This is a genomic window from Serratia sp. 506_PEND (assembly GCF_001076875.1).
GTDB lineage: Bacteria > Pseudomonadota > Gammaproteobacteria > Enterobacterales > Enterobacteriaceae > Serratia > Serratia marcescens.
The window spans coordinates 1-259 of sequence record NZ_JVEL01000006.1; the positions used below are offsets into that span (position 1 = coordinate 1).

The 259-nt window shown below is 62.9% G+C and carries 1 pseudogene; it reads left to right on the top strand.

Features of this window, described 5'->3' with window-relative positions:
* Positions 1 to 259, top strand: a pseudogene (locus tag ADK28_RS33495) (SEL1-like repeat protein); the annotation flags it as partial.

Consider the following 259-nt stretch of genomic DNA (forward strand, 5'->3'; position numbering starts at 1 on the left):
GATGCGGCGCGTCAGGCCGGGGATGGGTACCACAACGGGCTGGGGGAGCCGCGTAACGAAGCGCTTGCCCGCCACTGGTGGACCCGGGCGTCGTCACTCGGTAATGCGCAGGCCAGTATGAATCTCGCAGGACATTGCCAGGAAGCACATGGCACGTCGCCTGTTGCGGACTGTATCAGTCAGTTTAAGAAGGCAGCACAGCAGGGCAACGCTGTGGCACAGCTGATGCTTGCCCGCTGGTACCAGACACAGCCTGAGG